Annotated in this window: 15 protein-coding genes; 7 read left to right on the top strand and 8 right to left on the bottom strand. The window is 55.4% G+C overall.

What is annotated here, in order from left to right; translation table 11 throughout:
* Window positions 1-2: 2 nt before the first annotated feature.
* Window positions 3-3050 carry an efflux RND transporter permease subunit gene (locus R6U90_RS09890; RefSeq protein WP_410352527.1) on the bottom strand — a complete coding sequence of 1016 codons (3048 nt, stop codon included), beginning with the start codon at window positions 3048-3050 and terminating at the stop codon, window positions 3-5.
* The gene (locus R6U90_RS09885; protein ID WP_410352526.1) at window positions 3047-4150 is read right to left on the bottom strand and encodes an efflux RND transporter periplasmic adaptor subunit; all 1104 of its coding nucleotides are present in this window, start codon (window positions 4148-4150) and stop codon (window positions 3047-3049) included. Before R6U90_RS09885 ends, R6U90_RS09890 begins: the two co-directional genes overlap by 4 nt.
* Window positions 4151-4419: 269 nt before the next feature.
* Between R6U90_RS09885 and R6U90_RS09880 the strand changes: the two genes are divergently transcribed.
* Window positions 4420-5952: a diguanylate cyclase domain-containing protein gene (locus tag R6U90_RS09880; RefSeq protein ID WP_410352525.1), complete on the top strand. Its 1533-nt coding sequence runs from the start codon at window positions 4420-4422 to the stop codon at window positions 5950-5952.
* A gap of 93 nt (window positions 5953-6045) precedes the next feature.
* Here the strand turns inward: R6U90_RS09880 and R6U90_RS09875 are convergent, their stop codons facing one another.
* The 3 genes from R6U90_RS09875 to R6U90_RS09865 are packed head-to-tail and all read right to left on the bottom strand — an operon-like array spanning window position 6046 to window position 7905.
* Complete coding sequence (locus R6U90_RS09875) at window positions 6046-6303, bottom strand: glutaredoxin family protein (RefSeq protein ID WP_410352524.1); 258 nt, start codon at window positions 6301-6303, stop codon at window positions 6046-6048.
* A gap of 5 nt (window positions 6304-6308) precedes the next feature.
* On the bottom strand, window positions 6309-7184 hold the full coding sequence (locus tag R6U90_RS09870) for a PP2C family protein-serine/threonine phosphatase (protein ID WP_410352523.1): 876 nt from the start codon (window positions 7182-7184) through the stop codon (window positions 6309-6311).
* Entirely contained in the window at window positions 7159-7905 is a 747-nt protein-coding gene (locus R6U90_RS09865) for a protein kinase domain-containing protein (protein WP_410352522.1), read from the bottom strand. Before R6U90_RS09865 ends, R6U90_RS09870 begins: the two co-directional genes overlap by 26 nt.
* 240 nt (window positions 7906-8145) lie before the next feature.
* On the opposite strand from R6U90_RS09865, the gene R6U90_RS09860 reads away from it, so the two are divergent.
* The 5 genes from R6U90_RS09860 (at window position 8146) to R6U90_RS09840 (ending at window position 11753) form a co-directional block, all read left to right on the top strand.
* Window positions 8146-8352 (top strand): cold-shock protein, encoded by a 207-nt coding sequence (locus R6U90_RS09860; protein WP_410352521.1) that lies wholly within the window; start codon window positions 8146-8148, stop codon window positions 8350-8352.
* Window positions 8352-8729, top strand: a complete 378-nt coding sequence (locus tag R6U90_RS09855; protein ID WP_410352520.1) for a hypothetical protein — start codon at window positions 8352-8354, stop codon at window positions 8727-8729. Before R6U90_RS09860 ends, R6U90_RS09855 begins: the two co-directional genes overlap by 1 nt.
* A 97-nt stretch (window positions 8730-8826) precedes the next feature.
* Window positions 8827-9588 (top strand): DUF1207 domain-containing protein, encoded by a 762-nt coding sequence (locus tag R6U90_RS09850; protein WP_410352519.1) that lies wholly within the window; start codon window positions 8827-8829, stop codon window positions 9586-9588.
* Window positions 9589-9717: 129 nt separating this feature from the next.
* Window positions 9718-10914: an NnrS family protein gene (locus tag R6U90_RS09845; protein WP_410352518.1), complete on the top strand. Its 1197-nt coding sequence runs from the start codon at window positions 9718-9720 to the stop codon at window positions 10912-10914.
* Between the two features lie 47 nt (window positions 10915-10961).
* Window positions 10962-11753 (top strand): dienelactone hydrolase family protein, encoded by a 792-nt coding sequence (locus R6U90_RS09840; RefSeq protein WP_410352517.1) that lies wholly within the window; start codon window positions 10962-10964, stop codon window positions 11751-11753.
* Between the two features lie 95 nt (window positions 11754-11848).
* On the opposite strand, the gene R6U90_RS09835 is transcribed toward R6U90_RS09840, so the two are convergent.
* From R6U90_RS09835 to R6U90_RS09825, 3 genes are all read right to left on the bottom strand, one after another.
* Complete coding sequence (locus R6U90_RS09835; protein ID WP_410352516.1) at window positions 11849-13162, bottom strand: redoxin domain-containing protein; 1314 nt, start codon at window positions 13160-13162, stop codon at window positions 11849-11851.
* Window positions 13163-13258: 96 nt separating this feature from the next.
* Complete coding sequence (locus R6U90_RS09830) at window positions 13259-13756, bottom strand: DUF2452 domain-containing protein (RefSeq protein ID WP_410352515.1); 498 nt, start codon at window positions 13754-13756, stop codon at window positions 13259-13261.
* A 99-nt stretch (window positions 13757-13855) separates the two neighbouring features.
* Window positions 13856-14896 (bottom strand): phosphate/phosphite/phosphonate ABC transporter substrate-binding protein, encoded by a 1041-nt coding sequence (locus tag R6U90_RS09825; protein WP_410352514.1) that lies wholly within the window; start codon window positions 14894-14896, stop codon window positions 13856-13858.
* A gap of 235 nt (window positions 14897-15131) precedes the next feature.
* On the opposite strand from R6U90_RS09825, the gene R6U90_RS09820 reads away from it, so the two are divergent.
* Window positions 15132-15321: hypothetical protein (locus R6U90_RS09820; protein ID WP_410352513.1), on the top strand; the 190-nt coding region annotated here is incomplete at its 3' end.

The following is a 15321-nucleotide window of genomic DNA, read 5'->3' as shown; positions in this document are numbered from 1 at the left end:
TTTCAGCTCGCTTTGCTATGCGCCGAGTGATCGCGTGCCAGAAGCATGTAAACCGCGGGCAGGATAAATAGCGTAAACACGGTACCGATCCCCAGCCCGGCAGCCACAGTCATACCGATATGACTGCGACTGACCGCGCCCGGGCCGGTGGCGATCAGCAGGGGCACCATGGCGACAATCAGCGCGATGGAGGTCATGATGATAGGGCGCAGGCGGATAGTCGCGGCCTGTTCCACGGCCTCGCGCCGACTCAGGCCTTCTTTGATCTGCAGCTTGTTGGCAAACTCGACGATCAGGATACCGTTTTTGGCGACCACACCGATCAGGGTGATTAACCCGACCCAGGTGTAAATATTCATTGAGGCATCGGCAACACCGAGCATGATAAAGATCAGGGCGCCGGCGGTGGAGACTGGCACGGAGACCAGGATAATGAGTGGATCACGCCAGCTTTCGAACTGGGCAGCCAGTACCAGGTAGATCACCAGCATAGCCAGGAAGAATGTCAGCATCAGGCTGCCGCCTTCCGTAGCGTACTGGCGCGACTCGCCCAGATAATCGTAATCAAAGCCCCGGGGTAACAATTCGCTGGCCTGGGATTCGAGATAATCCAGGGCCTGGCCCATAGTGACTCCCGGGGCCAGGTTACCCTGGATGACCAGTGAGTTGAGTTGCTGGAACTGGGTGCGGCTCGAGGGTTCGACCGTGCGCTCCAGACTGGCGATGCTCGACAGAGGGACCTGCTCGCCGCTGGCGGTCGACAGGTAATAATCCTTGAGCATTTCGGCATCCAGGCGGAACTCGCGCTCCACCTGGGGGATAACCCGGTAACTGCGACCTTCCATGCTGAAGCGGTTGACGTAACCGCCGCCCAGCAGGGTACCGAGATTGCGACCGATATCGCGCATGCTGATCCCCAGATCGGCAGCGCGGTCGCGATCGATCTGAATACTGATTGTGGGACGATCCAGTTCGATTGATTTCATCAGAAACAGAAAATTGCCGCTTTGCATACCCCGACCAATGATCTGATCGGCCAGATTGACCATCTCGTCATAACCCCGGTCGGAGGTCAGCACAAACTGGACTGGTAGGCCGCGACTGGCACCGGGGATACTGGGACGCGGGAACACCCCGATCTGATAACCGGCAACCTGGTTGAGCTTTGCGTTAAGTTGCGGCTTGATTTGCATTTGCGAGCGTTCGCGCTGATCCTGGGGCGCCATCTTGAAGCCGCCGAACACCGAGTCCTGGGTACGGCCGAGAATAAAGAAACTGTCGGTGTATTCGGGGAAGGTCTCGAAAATCCCCTGAATCTGATTCGAATAGGCCTTGTGATAATCCAGTGTGGCGGTGCGTGGGCCTGTGCCATTGAAAAACAGGATGCTCTGATCCTCGGTCGGCGCCAGCTCTTGCTTGCTTTCGGTAAACATGAAGATGTTTGAGGCGAAGATGACCGCCCCTACCAGGATAGAGATCCAGACAGTATCCAGTGAGCTATGCAATAGTCGTTGATAGTGGCTGGAGAGCCAGTTAAAGAATTTTTCCACCTGTTGCTCGAATTGGCCCTCCTTGCCGTGGGGTTTGAGAACGGCGGCGGATAAGACGGGTGATAATGTCAGGGCAATAACCCCGGAGATCAGCACCGCGCCGCTGAGGGTAAAGGCGAATTCGGTAAACAGGGTGCCGGTCAGTCCGCTCTGAAACCCGATGGGCGCATACACCGCCAGCAAGGTAGTAGTCATGGCGATGATCGGCACGGCCAGTTCCCGGGCACCCTTGAGCGCGGCGTCCCGTTTTTTCTCGCCTTCTTCAATGTGGCGATGAATGTTTTCCACCACGATGATGGCGTCATCCACCACCAGGCCAATAGCCAGTACCATCGATAGCAGCGTCAGCAGGTTGAGCGAATAGCCCAGCGCCAGCATGACAAAGGCGGCGCCGATCAGTGACAGGGGCACGGCCACCGCCGGGATGATCGCGGCCCGGAACGATCCCAGTGTCAGGTAGATCACCACAAGCACGATCAGCACGGCCTCGGCGATGGTTTTATAGACCTCCTTGATGGAGTTTTTGATGAACTGGCTGGCGTCATAGGGAATCTTGACATCGATACCCTCGGGCAATTGCTGGCGCAGTTGCGGGATCAGGTTATTGACCCGATCGGCGACATCAATCGGGTTAGCGCCGGGGGTCGGTTCCACCGCGATGAAAGCGGCCGGAATCCCCTTGTACCAGGCGGTCGAGTCGTAATTTTCCGCCCCCAGTTCGGTGCGGGCGATGTCCTGTAGCCGCACCAGCACCCCGTTATCACTGCGCACCACCAGCTGGCGAAAATCCTCGGGTTCGCTGACATCGGTGGTGGCGGTCAGGTTCATGGCCACGTACTTGCCCTTGGTGGAACCGATGCCCGCGAGGTAGTTGTTGGTGCGCAACACTTCGGCGACCTGTTCGGCGCTGATGCCATGGGCTGCCATGCGATCCGGGTCCAGCCAGATGCGCATGGCGAACTGTTCACCGAACAGGCGCGCCTTGGCGACCCCGGCCAGCGCCTGGATCTGTGGCTGGGTGACCCTCAGCACATAATCGGTGATATGCGAGCGGGGCAAGGTATCACTGAAGAAAGCTACATACATCAGGGCTGTCGAATCACCGGTACTTGAATCGATGACCGGATCTTCGACTTCCGATGGCAGTACATTGCGCTTGCTGGCTACCTTGGCCTGTATTTCCGAGACGGCGGCATTGGGGTCGTAGTCCAGCTCCATATAGACTTCGATGGTTGATTGTCCCTGAGTGCTGGTCGAGGTGATGTAGTCGATGCCGTTGGCTTCGGCCACGGCCTGTTGCAGAGGAGTGGTCACAAAACCCTTGACCAGCTCGGAACTGGCGCCGGGATAAACTGTGGTAATAGTTACCACGGTATTTTTCATTTCCGGATACTGGCGCACATCCAGTATGCCCAGTGAGCGCAGCCCAATCAGTAGAATCAGCAGGCTGACGACCGTCGCGAGAACCGGACGGTGAATAAAAATATCGGTGAATTTCATTCGGTGTCGACCCTGTCGTCGTCCAGCTCTACGCTATTGTCGATCTTGACTTTCATGCCATCGCGTAGTTTAACCAGTCCGGCGCGGACGATCTTCTGTCCGACCTCGATGTCGCCGACAATGGCAACATTTCCTTCACGTACTTCGCCGGTTTCAATTTGCTGGCGTTTGACAATGGTTTCATCCTGATCATTTTGATCAATCAGGTAGATGAAATCGCCATAGGTGTTGTAACTGACCGCGGTGCGTGGAACCGTGCGGATGGTTTTATCTTCCGCTTCCAGGGTTTTGACCCTGGCGAACATCCCCGGCTGCAGCCGGCCTTCGGGGTTGGCCAGCGTGGCGCGCAGTTTGATGGTGCGGGTGCCGGCATCCACGCCCGAGTCGATGGCACTGATTTTTCCGCTGAAAGATTCATCCGGAAAGGCGTCAACCCGCACGCGAATTTCCTGGCCGGTGCTCAGGCGCGGCAGGTAACGTTCCGGCAGGGTATAATCCACGAAAATCGGATCCAGCGCCTGCAGCGAGACGATGGGTTGGCCCGGTTCCAGATACTGGCCGAGATTGACCTGTCGAATTCCCAGCCGACCGCTGAATGGTGCGCGAATGGCCTTGCGCCGGATGGTGGCTTCCTGCTGTTTGACGCGGGCGGTGGCGGCATCAAACGACGCGCGGGCCTCATCGTATTCGGATTGGGACATGACCTGGCGTCGCAGCAGATCCTCGGCGCGTTTGAACTTGATCTCCGCCAGACGGCGCTCGGCACGCAGGGCATCCAGGGCGGCCTGGTTGACGGCGTCATCCAGTTGCAGTAGCACGTTGCCCTGTTGGATATAGCTGCCGGATTCAAACTGAATTTCGCTGATCTGCCCGGCAACCTCGGTGGTTACGGCTGTGCCATTAATGGCCACCAGGCTGCCCACGGAATTGAGCATCGGGCGCCAGCGTTCTTCACGTACTTCGGCAGAGGCAATGGTGGCCGGTGGCCGGGGCTGGGACATCATCGCGTCCTGCTGGATGTTTTGCCAGTATTTGATACCAAAAATGGCGGCCAGGAACAGAACCAGGATCAGTCCGACCAGAATTAAACGTTTACGCATAATGACATTCCAGGGGAATCGGGCAAGTGCCCGGTATAAAACTTGACAGGCGCACCATACTAATGGGGTGGGGGAGGGATCGCAATTGTTGACGAAATCATATCATCCGTCCTCTCAGTAGCGGTTCGAAGCCGGTTCCCGAAGTTTTTCTGTCCGGATGGACAGAAAAAACAGTTTTTCAGGGTTTCCCCTGATACCGGAATGGGCATCAGCACTGCACAATATTCAATCGCTAACCCGCCCGGCACAACCACGACAGCAGAAATAGTATGGGGATTTCCGATTTGATCAGCAACAACCCGCAACTTCGGCCTATTAGCCGGTTGTACCTGTTGATCCTGGTAGTCTGGTTCCTGTTCGTCGCCGTGTTGATCGGCTTTATTCTCGACAGCGAGTTCAACAAGCAGCGGCAACAGTTTCAACGCAGTGGCGATGCCTTTTACGATCAGCTGGGCAGCAAGGTGGAGATTAACGAGGCGGTGATCGAGGGCTTTGTCAGTCTTCTGGCGAGCCGGTCTCAGCACGAATGGAAACAGGTGCGCCGTTATGTCCGTCGTATGAGCAAACTTTATCCGCATATTCACACGTTTAAAGTGGCGCGACACGTCCGGCGGAATGAAGCCCCCGAATTTGAGGCGGAGATGCGTCGCAGTATCGATCGCAATTTTCGCATTGCGAGCTTTGATCTCAACGAACATCGTCAGCAGAATAATATGGCACGTAAAAACCATCATTACCCTGTGGTTTTTATGGGGCCGATGCAGGCGCATGATCGCGTGATACTGGGGCGGGACCTGGGATCGGTCGACACGTTTCATGAGGCCTTGAAACGATCCGATAAAATGAACTCACCGGTTGCCAGCCTGCCCTTTACACTGTTCGAAGGGCCCCGAAGTTTTTCATTGCAGCGCGCAATGGGAAATACGAATAAAGAAAAGCCACGGCAATATGCAATTCTGGTTATCAGCACCAAAGCGTTGCTGCCAGCCATGTTGCTGAAACAGGATGATTTGATGGTACGTTTGTCCCATCTCGCCCCGGGTAAGGCCGAGGCAAATAAAGATCTGTATTACAAGCCGGCCAGAACAGCGGGAACACTGGAGACATGGTTGTTTCCCCGTCTGCAATACCAACGGCAAATCGATAATTCCGGCCAGCCGTTTGTTATGACACTGGAACGACAATTTCACTTTGCTGATATGAACTTTGTTTTGATCTCCGCGATTCTGGTGGTGGCTGCGGTCTCGTTCTGGAGTGTGCTGATGTTTTCGCGACTGCATCACCGCAATGAGATGGGACGCTTGCAATACGAGAATCAGCTTTATCATCTGGCCAATAATGATTCGCTGACCGGGCTGGCCAATCGTAATTTTCTGCTGGAACGGTTGCGCCAGGTACTGGCCAGGGCAAAACGCAATCGAACACGTTTTGCGCTGGTATTTCTGGATATGAATAATTTCAAAATGGTCAATGACGATTTTGGCCATGCTGCGGGAGACAGGCTTCTACATGATATTGCGGTACGCTTTAAAACCTGCATGCGTGAGGAAGACACTGTTTGTCGTTACCAGGGAGATGAATTTGTTGTTTTGATCGAGGAGATCAACCACCGGGAGGAAACAGAACAGATCCGGGCGAAGTTGCTGGAATGTCTGGGTTCGCCATTCGATGTAAACGGTACCGAACTCCGGGCCAGCGTCAGTATCGGGATTTCGCTGTTCCCGGACGACGGAGAGGATATCGAAACCCTGTTACATGTAGCGGATCAGAAGATGTATTGCGACAAGAAAGGACTCGCTTGAGACGGAATCTTAGCGAAGAAGTCGTTTATCGATGGCTTTTGGACTGATAGCGCCAGGACTCCCCGGCCGGCAAATGACCGAAAACCAGGAGAGTCACTTTTCCACCAGCCCGTCCAGCTGGCCCTCCATGTGCATTTCGGTCAGTTCGGTGAAGCCACCGATCCATTTACCATCAATAGTCAACTGCGGCACAGAGCGAGCATGTCCGGTGATCTCGAGCATTTCCCTGAGTTTGTCCCTGTCCTGATCCACGCGTGCCTCGTCGAAGGGGATACGCCACTTTGTCAGAAGATTCTTGGTGTTATCGCATACCGGACAGGTGCCGGTGCTGTAAATCGTAATACGTGCCATATTAATCAGATGCCTCCTGCTGAACAGATTAGAGGGCGATAGAGAATAAAACTCAAATCATCCGGGTGACAGGGTTGTTCGGTATTCTTGCCTGCCATACGCTGCTGCGCGAGTTTCACCAGGCGGACGGCTGCAGCCGACAAGGTCCCTTTACGGATTATCGCTATAATCTCTTCATAATAGAGATTGTCGAACAGACCATCACTGGCCAGTAACAGAGTATCACGGGGCGCCAGTTTGACGAGCGAACCCATGGAGATATTCATGTCCTCGGCACCCACAACATTGGAGATCAGGTGGCGCTGGGCATGAGAGATCGCTTCTTTTTCATCCAGCAGTCCGGCTTCTACCGCATAGCCGACCGGTGAATGGGAGACGGTGAACAGTTTTTGTTTGCCGCGCTGGCCGGTGACCACAATCATCGAATCGCCCACATGATAGGGGCGTAGCTGATTATTACGGATCTCGACCAGGGCCAATGTAGTGGCACTGCCGCTGCCGTTTTCAATGATCTGTTGATTGGCCTGGTCAAATCCCTGCAGGATTGCCTCACGTGGCGTGGCATCCATACGTTGCAATGACCACGACAGGCTTTTCACCGCGATCTCCGAGGCGGTGGCACCGGCCGGTTGACCGCCCAGACCGTCTGCGACCATCAGTACACTACTGTCGGCATCGAGTTCCACCAGTCCCAGGCTGTCCTCGTTGAGCGTCTCCTTGTTCGGGGCGCGATGGGAATAAAAAACGGCCTGTCCACTGCCAACAAGCCGCGTTCGCGGTTCATCAAAGTCCTGTTTGCTGAAAAACTGTGTGGTTATCAGAGTCCGCCCCTTGAATACTTGATTATCCTGCCGGTTACTGGCTCCAGCGCATGGTTTCAAGATGCTGGCGCAGTTGTCCGGCCGATTTGAATTTTTTCAGAATCAGTCCGCGTTTGAGACCGTTGATGATGGTTTTGATCTCCGGTGGCTGGCGGGCGTAATGTTTTTGCCCGCCGAGTGCCTCGTAGAAGACGTGAATCATGTCTACCGTATCCATACGGATGTGTTCGCGGGTCGGCGCGCCCAGATGAAACAGGTCCACCAGTTTCAGATCGAAGCGCAGGCCAAAGCTCTGGACAATGATATTGTCAGAGTGCAGATCACCATGATATTCCCCCATGGCGTGGATGCATTCCATGCCCGAGGCAAGCGCATGTAGCAGGTGCACGGCCTCAAAGGGGGTAAGTCGTTTGCCGGAGTGGCGCAGGATAAACTGGCTGAGCAGATCGCCCTCGACATACTCCGAGATCAACAGGGTCACAGGTTCGCCCTGGACGGTGATACTGTCCTGGTGACTGTACTGGATAACGATCGGGCAGTGGCGTAGCTTGTGCAACTTGGTAGCATAAAAGTGGGTGTTTTTGTCGCGCAGGTTGCGCTGCGGAAAAAACAGTTTGGCGGTGCGCTCGATACCGGTACTCACTTCTCGGATCAGGTAAACCTCGCCCTCCCAGCCGGCGCCCAGTTGTCGGATCACCTCATACTTGCGCGCCAGCACCCGACCGGGAACCAGGTTGAAGGCGTCAATATTCCGGGTTTTTTTTGCGGGCTTTGCGGCCATGTAGGGGTAAGTCTCTGTTTTTATTTCCTGTTACAGGGTTTATATATTAAGGATCGTTAATAATCCAGCCTTTTGAGGCACAAGGGCAGAAAATTCTTATCAGTATATTTATTCGAGAAATAGTTGGTCTATACTTGAAATCAAGCTTTGTCCGGAGGGGAGGGGAAGCGTCCGCAAGCCGGCATTTTCCCGCAAAGCTGATAAAAAACAGCAGTAAACAAGAACAGAGATTGGAGGAAAATGGTGAACGGTACTGTAAAGTGGTTTAACAATTCCAAGGGTTTCGGCTTCATTCAGACCGAAGAGGGGGAGGAAGACGTCTTCGTTCATTATTCCGCCATTAGCGCGGATGGCTACAAGACACTCAAGGAAGGCCAGACGGTCTCATTCGATGCAGAGCGAGGGCCAAAGGGTCTGCATGCCACCAATGTCGTGCCTGCTTCCTGATGCTGGCAGGGGCTTTTGGCGCGCAAACACGTGTCGAACTCAATGGACAGCCGGTCGAGGTGTACCTGTCCAGAGCTGCGGAGCAGGCGCTGGCAGCGCGTCAAGAACCCTTGCTGGCCGAAATGGAGCTCTATTTCAGTTGTCTTATCCGTTACAAAGTACGATTTCAGGAACCGACGGACAGCAGTGGCATAAGGATAAATGACAAGCTGCAATTGCGCGTTCCCCCGGTGATGACCACCCGTTGTGACAACGACTATGCCGGTGATGAGCCTCCGCTGACTGCATTTCCAATCGAAAAACCGGCGGCCTTCACGCCGCACTGGCTGCAGATCGACTATCGTCGGGGACAGTGGCAAGGAGAATTCGGTTACTAGGTCAATTATGTCACGCCACCTGTTGTCGCAGTTTGTCTCGCTTGTTCTGTTATCAAGTGGTCTGTTACCGTATTCCGCTTCGGCAAGGGAAGTGTCCTTGCTTCCGGAATACCAGCTGTATCCGGTGAACCTGGCCGATCCGCGCCGTATTCAATTTTCCCTGAAGACGCTCTATTTTGATCAAACCACGATCGATCAAACCGGCGAACATCGGTTTGATCTCAAGCTGGGGGGGCGACTCGGTTTACTGCATTTGTCCGATCCCGAAGGCAATAGTGATCTGGGCTGGTTGCTGAGCCTGGATGCCGGCTTTCATGGCCAGTTCGATATCGATGCCAGTCAGGATAATATTGGCTGGGATGGTATTTATGCCCTGGTGCTCTCTTACCGACCGAGTCATCAGCTGGCATTTAAAATTGGCGGCTATCATATTTCCAGCCATGTCGGCGATGAATTTATCGAGCGGACCGGTCGCACCCGGATCAATTACACGCGCGAGGAGCTGCAGGCGGGGATGAACCTGGTCCTGGACAACCGCTGGCAATGGTATGTTGAAGCTGGCCGTGCCCACGATATGCGCAGCAAGGAACTGCAAGAACCCTGGCGGGCGCAAACCGGCCTGCAATATCAGCAGCCGGGCCCTGTGCGAGATATAAGCTGGTATGCCGCTCTGGATATTGGCGCGACTGAAGAACGTGACTGGCAAAAAGATTTCAGTGTTCAGTTGGGTTGGCAGATACCAACCGAAACACGTGTGTGGCGCGTCGGCTTCGAAGCCTATGACGGCAAGGCTCAGCTGGGCGAGTTCTTCCAGGATGATGAGCGTTATATCGGTGTGGGTTTGTGGCTGGATATCTGAGCCAGTTGTTATGTAGCCTTGATACGCATTAATGGCAGTGGCGTTGACGTTCGGTCACAATCGGCACTCCGGTTCCTCTTTGCTTTTCGGCAGTACGGGTTTTGCAACCAAGCGTGACAGGAGTGCGCCATGTCCCTGAATCGTGATGATCGTCATTCGAAACAAAATCCCCGTTTTGCCCTGTGGCAACTCGGCTTTCGGCCGTTTTTCCTGCTGGCCGGGTTGTCGGCGGTTATCCTGATGGCTTGCTGGTTATTGATCTACTTTCAACGCATTGATGCCCCATATTTCGCCAACCCGAGTTTCTGGCATAGCCATGAGCTGTTATTCGGTTATACCACGGCGGTCATTGCGGGATTTCTGCTGACTGCCGTACGCAACTGGACCGGGTTGCCAACCCTGACGGGTATACCCTTGATGTTGCTGGCATTGCTCTGGCTGGCCGGCCGCCTGGCCATTGCCTCGGCCGTGCTGCTTCCGGCACCACTGGTGCTGATTGTGGATGTGGCCTTTTTGCCGGTTCTGGCGCTGGCGATTGCCGTGCCGTTATGGCGCAGCCGGCAAATGCCGAATCTGCTGATTTTTGTCAGCCTGCTGGGTTTGATGACGCTGGCCAATCTATTGACCCACCTGAATCACTCGCAGATCGGGCCGTTGGCCGGATCAGGCATTCAGATGATGGTTTTTCTGATCATGATCCTCATCGCCGTGATGGCCGGGCGGGTGGTGCCGTTTTTCACCGAACGGGGTATCGGCGGAATCACGCTCAAACAAAATCCCTGGCTGGAACGGCTGGGTGTGCTCTCACTGATCGCGTATGCACTGATGGCCTGGTGGCAACCGGAGAGTCCCGTCGGCATCTGGCTGGCGGCGCTGGCATTCGTACTCAATGCGCTGCGTTGGTGGCACTGGCACCATCCGGGATTGTGGCGGGTTCCCATGTTGTGGGTCCTGCATCTGGCCTATCTGTGGCTGATACTGAGTCTGTTGTTCGCCGTGCTGGCCGATATGGACTGGATTCCGGCGATCGTTGAGGTCCACGCCTTTACGCTGGGGACGCTGGGATTGATCACTCTGGGCATGATGACCCGTGTCAGTCAGGGCCACAGCGGGCGCACCATTAGTGCATCGCGGCTGACGACGATCGCGTTTATCTGTCTCCTGCTGGCGGCCATCATCCGGGTCGTCGGTGGCATCGTGGGAGGAAGTGGTTATAGTGACAGCATTGTGGCCTCTGCCGCATTCTGGCTGGTTGCGTTTGGCCTGTTTGTGATTGAGTATATGCCAATATTGATCAAACCCCGGGTTGATGGTCAACCGGCTTAGAGTAATGAATCAAAACCAATAATCCTGAATAATTTAAGGAGTGGAGAATGAAACGGAACCGCATTTGGCTGACAGGTCTGTTGTTACTGGTTGTCTCGGGTGCCCAGGCCGCCCTGCAAACCGAAACCGTCACCTATCGCGATAATGGCACCGAAATGAAAGGGTATTTTGCCTACGATGACAGCATCGAGGGCGAACGTCCCGGGGTGCTGGTCGTGCATGAATGGTGGGGCCACAATGAATATCCTCGCGAGCGGGCCCGCATGCTGGCCAAAGAAGGATATGTGGCCTTTGCTCTGGATATGTACGGTGAAGGCAAAACCGCCGATCATCCCGATACAGCCGGCAAGTTTGCCGGTGAAGTACGCAAGAACATGGATGTGGCCGAATCCCGTTTCCTTGCTGCCCTGGAGCAGCTGAAAAACCATCCCATGACCGAGGATGATGACATTGCCGCAATTGGTTACTGCTTCGGCGGTGGTGTGGTGCTGGAAATGGCCCGTCGCGGTGTCGACATCGACGGGGTTGCCAGCTTTCATGGTAGCCTGGGAACGGATAACCCGGCCAAACCGGGCGATGTGAAGACCCGTATTCGAGTCTATAACGGCGCGGCGGATCCGTTCGTCAAACCCGAAGCGATCGAGGCTTTCAAACAGGAGATGGACGCCGCCGGCGCAGATTACCGGTTTATTAACTATCCCGGTGCCAAACACAGCTTCACCAATCCCGGCGCGGATGAAAATGGTGAAAAGTTCGGTTTGCCGCTGGCCTATGACAAGGAAGCCGATCAGAAATCCTGGGCGGATATGCTGGAGTTTTTTGACGAAATCTTTGACTGAAGCCTGTTCTGTAAAGGCGGTTTGATAAGCGGTCCGCCAATGCACGCCAATCACTTGTGGATTTAAATTTGCGTGTATTGGCGTTTATTTGCGGACTACTGTCTCTTTTTTCCTGATGACGACGCAGTCGTGTTTCTGATCAATTGCTTGAGAGTTTCGATAACCTGCGGCGTGTCCCACTCGATTGCCGCATTTACTCCGTAACGAATCCTGCCGTTGGCATCAATGATATAGGTCGATGGGAAAGCGATCACCCGCCAGCGGGCGGCCTCGGTGCCGTCGTGATCGATCAGCACTGGAAAATTCACTTCCACCTCCCGCAGGAAGTCTTTCACCTCATCGGTCTGCTGGGCGTAGTTGACCGAGATCAGTTCAAACGGTTCATCGGCCATTTTTTCGCGCAGTCGATTCAGGGAAGGAATCTCTTCCACGCAGGGCGGGCACCAGGTGGCCCAGAAATTGATGACCCGTACTTTGCCGGTGTAATCACGCAAGGTATGGTGTTCGCCGTTGGCATCTTTCAGATCCAGTAGGGGCGGCGACCAGTTGCCACGAAACGGCTTGAGATCAATATCCAGGCCCAGCGAAGTCTTTTCGGCTGGGGTTTCCTCCGGCAGTGGGGCAACTTTGTGTGGTGTGGGCAGTTTTTTCAGCAATGTAATGGCCCTCACAATACGCTGCGGAGCCTGTTGCAAGTGTTCAAGTGTCGCTTCAGCCTGATCTTCTTTATAGAACAGAGACGTGGCGCCAGGCATCAGCTGGACGAAGACCGGGCTGCCGCCAGTGCGCAAGGCAGCCAGCAGATCGTCAAGCTGACCGCGATTGCCGTTGCGCGCGCTTTGCAGAATCATCAGCGGCATATTGCTGGCATAGGTTTCCGGAATATAGCGGGGCGGCAGACCCAGTGAGGGGATGCCCTGATAGGCATTGGGCGAGAACATAATGGCCCCGAGCAGGTTGTTATCACCCGGATGGTTTTGCTGCCACGCTCGCATTCCGCGCAGGGAGAAAATGGCGCCATAGGAATTGGTAATCAGCACCACCGGTTTGCCGGTTTGCTGCTGTGCCTGCTCGATCACGCGGGCGACCAGTTCCGGATCAACCTGGCGAATACTGGCCGAGCCGCGCGGTAAAAACAGACTCTCCAGCAGATCGACCTGCCAGGACTCGACTCCATGCTGTTGCAGTGTCCGGGCCACCTGATGGTGTCGTTTCACGAACCCGTACCCCGGCGGGAACCACAGCGCCAGAGCGCTACCCTCGGCGGGATAATGGTTCAGTTCCAGTTCCTGGTTTTCAACGTTGATCGTCATACGCGGCGGTTCGTCTGCCAGCGGATAACCGGGTATTGATAACAGCAACAGCACGAACAGCTTTACATGCAGCGATACGGATGTTTTCTTGATCACTTTCAGGCTCAGTTCAGGGTAGTTTCAGGGGATAGCTAAACAGCTAACGATCTGACTTGTTATAGACAGACCGGTGATTTCCCGGTCTGTTCCGGGTCAGAGTCCGTGACCTTCCAGCAGACGTTTGACCAGCTCGCGGGTCTCATCGCCCTCGTCGTCGTTAACCGTAGCCATGTCGGTCCAGGCCATGTCGGCTTCCAGCCGGTAGGAGCCGATATACTCGTTGGGTGGCTGGCCCTGCCAGTCATCGGGTGACAGCATGGAAAACCAGGTTTGCCCGTTGGGCTTGCGATACAGGTGATAGATGTGCCCCGGCTGGCGCTGGAAGTTACAGGCGGCCTGATGCAGCTCCTGGTCCTTTTGCGTGTCCTCGAGGATCTGACGCGCCTCATCCTGCAGATGCCGGATTTGATCGGCAATCACCTTGAGCTTGGAGCTGACCCGGGTATTGAGCATTTTATCGGCCTCGCTGATCTGTTTGGCCAGATCGACCAGCTCGAACGCCGGGGCAAGGCGGCTCACCGGATAAGGGGCGGAGCGATCTGCGCCTTGATGCAGTTCGCCGGAATATTTTTTGGTGTCGTCATTTGCCATGAGGGAAGTGTGTTGTTTGAAACCGACCTTATTGTAACAGGTTGGGATGGCGCGGCAAAAAAGCCCGATCAGATTTCGGGTTAAAGGGCAGACAGCCTTTCAAGAACGGGAGGGTCTTTGTGGAGGTGAAAACAGGCGGACCCCTAACCAGACCAGCAGGGTGAGCACCAGCGTGATCAACAGGCTTTGACGATGCTGTTCCAGCCACAGATTGGCCACATTCAGCTGGCGTTCAACCACATGTCGACTCAGGCTTTTGCTCAGTAACGGTCGTACGGCATGGTAATTGTCGGCCGGTTGCCAGCCAGCATAGTGACCGGCCTCCAGTGCGGCATGTCCTTCGGGCAGAGTCAGCAGGCTTTGTTCTACGGCCTGGCGCAGTTCGACCGGCGTATCGGGCAGGACACCCAGCGGCCATTGCGGATAGAGGCGGCCGGTGTAACGAAAGGGAAAGCCGGGCGTTTCACTCGCTTCGAGGATTTTGACCGCAGGCAGTGAAATACGTCCCTGATTCAGGAAGCGATCGAAATCCCGCGCGGCCATGGCGCCGGCCGGATACTCCCCGCGCATGACCGCATCCAGTACCGCCTCGCTGTGACCGGCGAATTTTATCCCGGAGAGGGCATGCTCGAGATCCTGTCCGAGGCGTTCCATTTCCAGCCGCACCAGTTGCCAGCTGCTGTAATCCTGCGCAGTGGTGGTGACAAACGGGGTCCGGGCCAGATCGGCGGGCTCCTGGATCGAGCGGTTGTCAGCGCGGGTGAAAATGACCACCGCGGCATGGGCGTATTGCCGGGCGCCGTCGCGTTGGCGGCGGGTCAAAAGCCGGATCAGGCCCGTTTGTTGCTCGAGCTGAACGAAGGAGGCCGGATGGGTGAGGACAAAGTCGAATTTGCCCCGGCGGGCATCGTCTTCCAGCTCGCCCAGGTTCTGGTAGGGCAATACCTGAAAGCGGTGCCCCGGTATTTGCTGACCCAGATAGTCGGCGCTCGGCTGCCAGCGTTGCATGCCAGTGGCGAAGCCCTCGGGGCTGAACACCCCGATTTTGACCAGTGCAGCCTGGGCCGGCTGGAGGCATAACACCCCGGCCATCAGCATCAGGCTAGCCGTGCGGGTAAAGCTGGACAGGGTGTATGGCATGAACTTGATTATAATCCACCGCTCGCTCCCACAAGCGTATGGCACGCCAATCTGTGACCGGTGTCTCCCGGATTTTAATCATTAAAATCAGTCGCCTGGAGTAATTGCTCGAAACGGCCAGTAGAACTGTGACGGGGCTCTCAAGTTTGCGGCGGGAAGTGTCGATAAATCAATCTGCACTATTCGGTTATCACAATAAATTCAAAGGAACCGCGTCTGCGGCGATACAGGCTGTATGTCCCGACATTCTATTTCGCTGCAGCAGGGTCGCGTGGTTCACGCCGGATTTTTACTGTTACTGCTGCTGGTACTCGGGCTGGGTATCGCTGCGCAGCGTGCGCTCCATGCCCAGCAGGAAGCCCTCCTGTTGCAGCAACAAACTGCCCGGGCGGAGCGCATCGCCCGGCTGTTGCCGCAACAGCCGG

Origin of the sequence: Thiohalophilus sp., from assembly GCF_046483665.1 — a bacterium.
Taxonomy (GTDB): domain Bacteria; phylum Pseudomonadota; class Gammaproteobacteria; order UBA6429; family Thiohalophilaceae; genus Thiohalophilus.
This window is presented reverse-complemented; position numbering and strand designations above follow the sequence as displayed.